Origin of the sequence: Pseudoalteromonas sp. SG43-7 (assembly GCF_014164295.1) — a bacterium.
GTDB classification, from domain to species: Bacteria; Pseudomonadota; Gammaproteobacteria; order Enterobacterales; family Alteromonadaceae; genus Pseudoalteromonas; species Pseudoalteromonas rhizosphaerae.
Window position 1 is genome coordinate 1 of sequence record NZ_JACJEY010000102.1, and the last position, 5,365, is coordinate 5,365.

A 5,365-nucleotide genomic window follows, 5' to 3' on the forward strand; every position below is an offset into this window, starting at 1 on the left:
AGTATGCATCTGTATAATATAACAAGTTGTAAAAGCAGTGGTTTAATTATCTGATGTTATTGAGATGTAGAGAAGATGCTAGAATGACGAATAAAGAAACGTGAAGATTCTAGCGTTAGGCCCGAATCGTGAGAAACGATTGCCAATACTATAAGCCATAAGCGCAAAGCCCGAAGCCCTAAGCCTAAAGCCCGAAGCCCGAAGCTTTTAACTAAATTAACAAAAAAGTTAACTGCTTGCACAGTAAACGTGCAAGCAACCTTGCGAAGCAAGGATAGCCATGCTTTAATTAGCCAGCAAAAAATAACAGCAATATATTTAAAATAAGCTGAAAGTTTTAGAATTTAATATTATTTGGGAATAAACAATGGCGCTAAGCTGTAAAACACTTGTAGCATCACTCACGTTGCTAACAATGACAGGTTGTACAATCATCCCCGGTAGCCATTTCGAAGGAATCGAATCGGGTGAACAAACAAAAAACCTTGAACAAGACCTTGAAAAAGTAAATATTCAAATTATTGACTCATCTTTAATTTATCAGCAAAAACAATCGCGCAAAAAAACTAAGTCACCTTCAAGCCTTGATGGTTTAAATGTTAATAATTACGAATACATACTTGGTGTAGGTGATGTACTTACCATTGGTGTATGGGATCACCCAGAATTAACCATACCAGCTGCAGTACAACGTACCGCTGAGTTTGATGGTTTTCGCGTGCAAGCAGACGGTACCATTACTTACGCTTATGCGCCGAATATTCAGGCTGCAGGTAAAACAGTACAACAAGTACACAATGAGTTAGTTAAACGCTTAAGTCGGGTGATTGAAGATCCGCAAGTTGATATCAAAGTGGTTGGTTTTCGCAGCCAAAAAGCTTACGTAACTGGTGAAGTAACTAAGCCTGGTGTATACCCAGTAACCGAAATTCCACTCACATTGATTGATGCCTTAAATCAAGCCGGTGGTTTAACTGCTGCTGCGGATTGGCGCACAGTAACGTTTACTCGCGGCGACAAAACAGAAGTAATAAAGCTTGATGATTTTTATGCGCATGGCGATATTTCACAAAACCGCTTATTACAGCATGGCGATATAGTGCATGTAAATCGCAACGATTTACAACGTGTTTTTGTTTTAGGAGATGTTAAAAAAGCGGGCTCAGTTGATGTTAATCGTTACGGTTTAAACCTTGCTGAAGCACTCAGTAATTCCGGTGGACTAAACGAAAACACCGCCGATGCGAATGGTGTGTTTGTGCTACGTAAACGTAACCTTGAAACCGATGGTGTGATTGCCGATGTATACCAGCTGCATGCAAAAAATGTTGCAGCGTTGGTATTGGCCGAGCAATTTGAATTACAACCTCACGATATCGTATATGTAACATCGGCACCGCTTGCTCGTTGGAACCGTGTAATTAGCCTATTACTACCATCAATATCAACAGTAGATGCTGTTAACGATGTAGCCAACACTAATTAAGGGTTAATAAAAGATGTTTGATTCTATTTTAGTAGTGTGCGCAGGTAATATTTGCCGCAGTCCAACGGCTGAATACGTATTAAAAAGTAAGTTAGCTGGTAAAAATATCAAAGTATCGTCTGCTGGTTTAACCGCGCTTGAAGGTAAAGCTGCCGACGCGACAGCAAAGCAGATTGCTGCAACGAATGGTATAAATATGGACGAGCACCAAGGCCAGCAGTTAACATCAAGCCTAGTTGCGCAAAACAGTGTGATTTTAGTGATGGAACAACGCCATTTAACTGATCTCTGTAGTCGTTATCCTGAAGCGCGCGGAAAAACCTTTTTACTCGGTAAATGGTTGGATGATAAAGAAGTTCCAGATCCATATCGGCAGAGTCTTGAAGCGTTTGAACACGTTTATGCATTAATCGACAGCGCCTGTAGCGCTTGGCAAAAGTATTTATAAGGATAGGCTAGTACATGAATGCTCAGCCCACTGCATTAGCAGCAAACAAACAAAATCGGTTGTCTGAACAACAGGCACAAGCAAGCCAAGAAATTGACCTAATGGCACTGTTAGGTGCTTTGATAGATCGTAAATATTTTATAATCGCCTTAACAGCTGCGTTTATGGCTGTTGGTGTGGTTTACGCGGTATTTTCGACCCCGGTATATCAAGCCACAGCGATGATCCAAGTTGAAGAAAGTGGTGGCTCAGTGCCAGGTTTTGACGATATGTCGGGCATGTTTGAAAGTACTTCAGCCGCAGTTACAGAAATTGAACTACTTAAATCACGTTCAGTAATTGGTGAAGCGGTTGATACATTAAAGCTTGATGTAGTAGCAGAGCCCAAATTATTCCCATTTATAGGTAGCCGTGCGTTTCGTAAATTTAGCCCTATGAACGAAGGTGAGTTAGCTGAGCCGAGTTTTGGCGCGATCTCATATGCGTGGGGCGGTGAGAGCATTGATGTATTTAGGTTTGATGTACCACGATCTGCTGTAGGTATCGAGTTTACATTAGTAGCGCAAGAAAATAATGCTGTGGCATTATTAAATGACGAAGGCGAACAAATATTAGCGGGTAAAGTAGGGCAAGAATTAACCAATGGTAAGTTTAACTTAACGATACGTAGTTTAAATGCTCGTGCCGGTACTGAATTTACAATACTGCGTAAAGATCGCTTAAATACGATTTTAGATTTACAAGCTGCGATTGGTGCCAGTGAAAAGGGAAAAGATTCAGGCATAATTAACCTAAGCCTACAGAGCGAACAACCACATTATGCTGAAAAAGTGCTAGATAAAGTGGCGGGTATTTATGTACGCCGTAATGTTGAACGTAATTCAGCCGAAGCACAAAAATCCCTAGAGTTTTTAGAAGTACAATTACCAGAAATTAAAAAGCAACTTGAATTTGCCGAGCAACGTTTTAACGATTACCAAATTAAACGTCAGTCAATCAATATCACCCTTGAAACGCAAGGCGTATTAGAGCAAGTAGTTAAACTTGAAACAAAACTACAAGAGCTTGAGTTAAAGCGTTTAGAAATGAGCCGTAAGTTTAAAAAAGACCACCCAACTTACCAAGGCTTAATTGAGCAAATCAATGCTGTAAATGAGCAGAAAAAAGAATTAGTTGGTGAAGTGGGTAACTTACCAGAGACTCAACAAGAGTTACTGCGCTTAAAACGCGATGTAGAAGTAAGTAACCAAATTTATACGCTATTACTAAGCAAAACCCAAGAGCTTGATATAGTGCGTGCCGGTACAGTAGGTAACGTACGTATTATTGATTTTGCCGAGGTGAATACCTCAAAACCTGTTAAGCCTAAAAAAGCCTTGATAGTCGTGATGGCTACTATGCTAGGTGGTATGTTAGCTGTTGCAATTGTGCTGGTGCAAAAAGCCATGCACAAAGGCGTTGAAGATCCAAATGAGATAGAAGCAATTGGCCTGCCAGTATATGCCAGCGTACCCTACTCAGATTATCAAGATAAACTCACTGGTTTTAGTAAATCACTTAAAAACAAAGCGAATAAACCTAAATCCATCTTGGCGCTTGATAACCCTGCGGATTTATCAATTGAGGCATTACGTAGCCTACGCACTAGTTTACATTTTGCGATGATGGAGGCTAAAAATAACCTAATTGCAATTTCCGGCCCAAGTCCAGGTGTGGGTAAATCATTTGTATCAGTTAACTTAGCCGCAGTTTTGGCACAAAGCGGTAAAAAAGTACTGATAATCGATGCCGATATGCGTAAAGGCTACTTACAAACCCAGTTTGGCTTAAAGTGGGATGATGGCTTGAGTGATTACCTGTCTGGGCGTTTAAACCTTGAGCAAGTAACCAAGCCAACCACTGTAGAAGGGTTGAGTGTTATTACCCGTGGGCAAATACCACCAAACCCATCAGAGTTACTGATGCACAGTAACTTTAGTAAGTTAGTTGCCGAGGTAAGTAGCGCATACGATATAATAATTGTTGATACACCACCTATTTTAGCGGTGACCGATCCGGCAATAGTTAGCGCCCATACTGGCACTACATTATTGGTAACCCGTTTTGGCCAAAACCATATTAAAGAGATCGAACTTACCCGTAATCGTTTTGAGCAAAATGGCACCGATGTTAAAGGTGTGGTATTTAACGGTGTAGTTAAAAAAGCCAGTAATGCATACGGCTATTACGGTTACTACAATTACGAATATAAATCGGATAAGTAAAACGTAGCAGCGATTTTATATCGCGACAAAAAAGTTAAATAGGTGCTAGGTAAGTAACTAGCACCTAAAACCTTTGACTTCAAATGTAGGCGGGGCTTTATGCCGCGCTGTTGTAATTAAAGTAAAAGGTTCACCACAGAGAATGCGTAGGAGTCGGCTTTAGCCACGAATGGTTTTTCGGTGCAGCAAAGCGCCTCGGTGTTCTCGGTGGTAAAAAATTAAGTAAATTCACCACAGAGGACACTAAGTTCACGGAGGTAGAGATTAGAGAGCTAATAAATTAACTTTTATCTAGCTTTTCTCGATGTAGCGAACGCCTCGGTGGTAGAACTTGTTTTGTAGACGGGGCTATATGCCGTGCAGTTGCAATTAAAGTAAAAGGTTTACCACAAAGAACTCGTAGGAGTCGGCTTTAGCCACGAATGGTTTTTCGGTGCAGCAAAGCGCCTCGGTGTTCTCGGTGGTAAAAAATTAAGTAAATTCACCACAGAGGACACTGAGTTCACGGAGGTAGAGATTAGAGAGCTAATAAATTAACTTTTATCTAGCTTTTCTCGGTGTAGCGAACGCCTCGGTGGTAGAACTTGTTTTGTAGACGGGGCTATATGCCGCGCAGTTGTAACTAAAGTAAAAGGTTCACCACAGAGAATGCGTAGGAGTCGGCTTTAGCCACGAATGGTTTTCTTTGTGTAGCGAAGCGCCTCGGTGCTCTCGGTGGTAAAAAATTAAGTAAATTCACCACAGAGGACACTGAGTTCACGGAGGTAGAGATTAGAGAGCTAATAAATTAACTTTTATCTAGCTTTTCTCGATGTAGCGAACGCCTCGGTGGTAGAACTTATTTTGTAGGTGGGGCTTTATGCCGCGCAGTTGTGATAAAAGTAAAAGGTTCACCACAAAGAGCATGTAGGAGTCGGCTTTAGCCACGAACGTTTTTTCGGTGTAGCGAAGCTTCTCAGTGCCCTCGGTGGTAAAAATGATTTGTAGGCGAGTAGCTTGCTACCGCGAAAGGTTAAAAGTTAAAGGAACGAGGTAAAAGGCTAGGACCTAGCTCCTAAAACCTAGCACCTATGACTTAACGTAGGCGCGGCTTTATGCCGCGCAGTTGTGATAAAAGTAAAAGAATCACCACAGAGAGTACGTAGGAGTCGGCTTTAGCCACGAATG

The 5,365-nt window shown here is 41.3% G+C and carries 3 protein-coding genes; all 3 read left to right on the top strand.

The window, feature by feature from the left end:
- Positions 1-367: 367 nt before the first annotated feature.
- Genes H5200_RS22585 through H5200_RS22595 form a run of 3 tightly spaced genes read left to right on the top strand, consistent with a single transcriptional unit; the run spans position 368 to position 4,198 of the window.
- Positions 368-1,486 (top strand): polysaccharide export protein, encoded by a 1,119-nt coding sequence (locus H5200_RS22585; protein ID WP_182762730.1) that lies wholly within the window; start codon positions 368-370, stop codon positions 1,484-1,486.
- 13 nt (positions 1,487-1,499) lie between these two features.
- Entirely contained in the window at positions 1,500-1,934 is a 435-nt protein-coding gene (locus H5200_RS22590; RefSeq protein WP_182762732.1) for a low molecular weight protein-tyrosine-phosphatase, read from the top strand.
- Positions 1,935-1,948: 14 nt separating this feature from the next.
- Positions 1,949-4,198: a polysaccharide biosynthesis tyrosine autokinase gene (locus H5200_RS22595; protein ID WP_182762734.1), complete on the top strand. Its 2,250-nt coding sequence runs from the start codon at positions 1,949-1,951 to the stop codon at positions 4,196-4,198.
- Positions 4,199-5,365 lie beyond the last annotated feature (1,167 nt).

Coding starts and splice junctions, on each gene's coding strand:
- H5200_RS22585 (WP_182762730.1), top strand. CDS start 368: ATGGCGCTAAGCTGTAAAACACTTGTAGCATCACTCACGTTGCTAACA.
- H5200_RS22590 (WP_182762732.1), top strand. CDS start 1,500: ATGTTTGATTCTATTTTAGTAGTGTGCGCAGGTAATATTTGCCGCAGT.
- H5200_RS22595 (WP_182762734.1), top strand. CDS start 1,949: ATGAATGCTCAGCCCACTGCATTAGCAGCAAACAAACAAAATCGGTTG.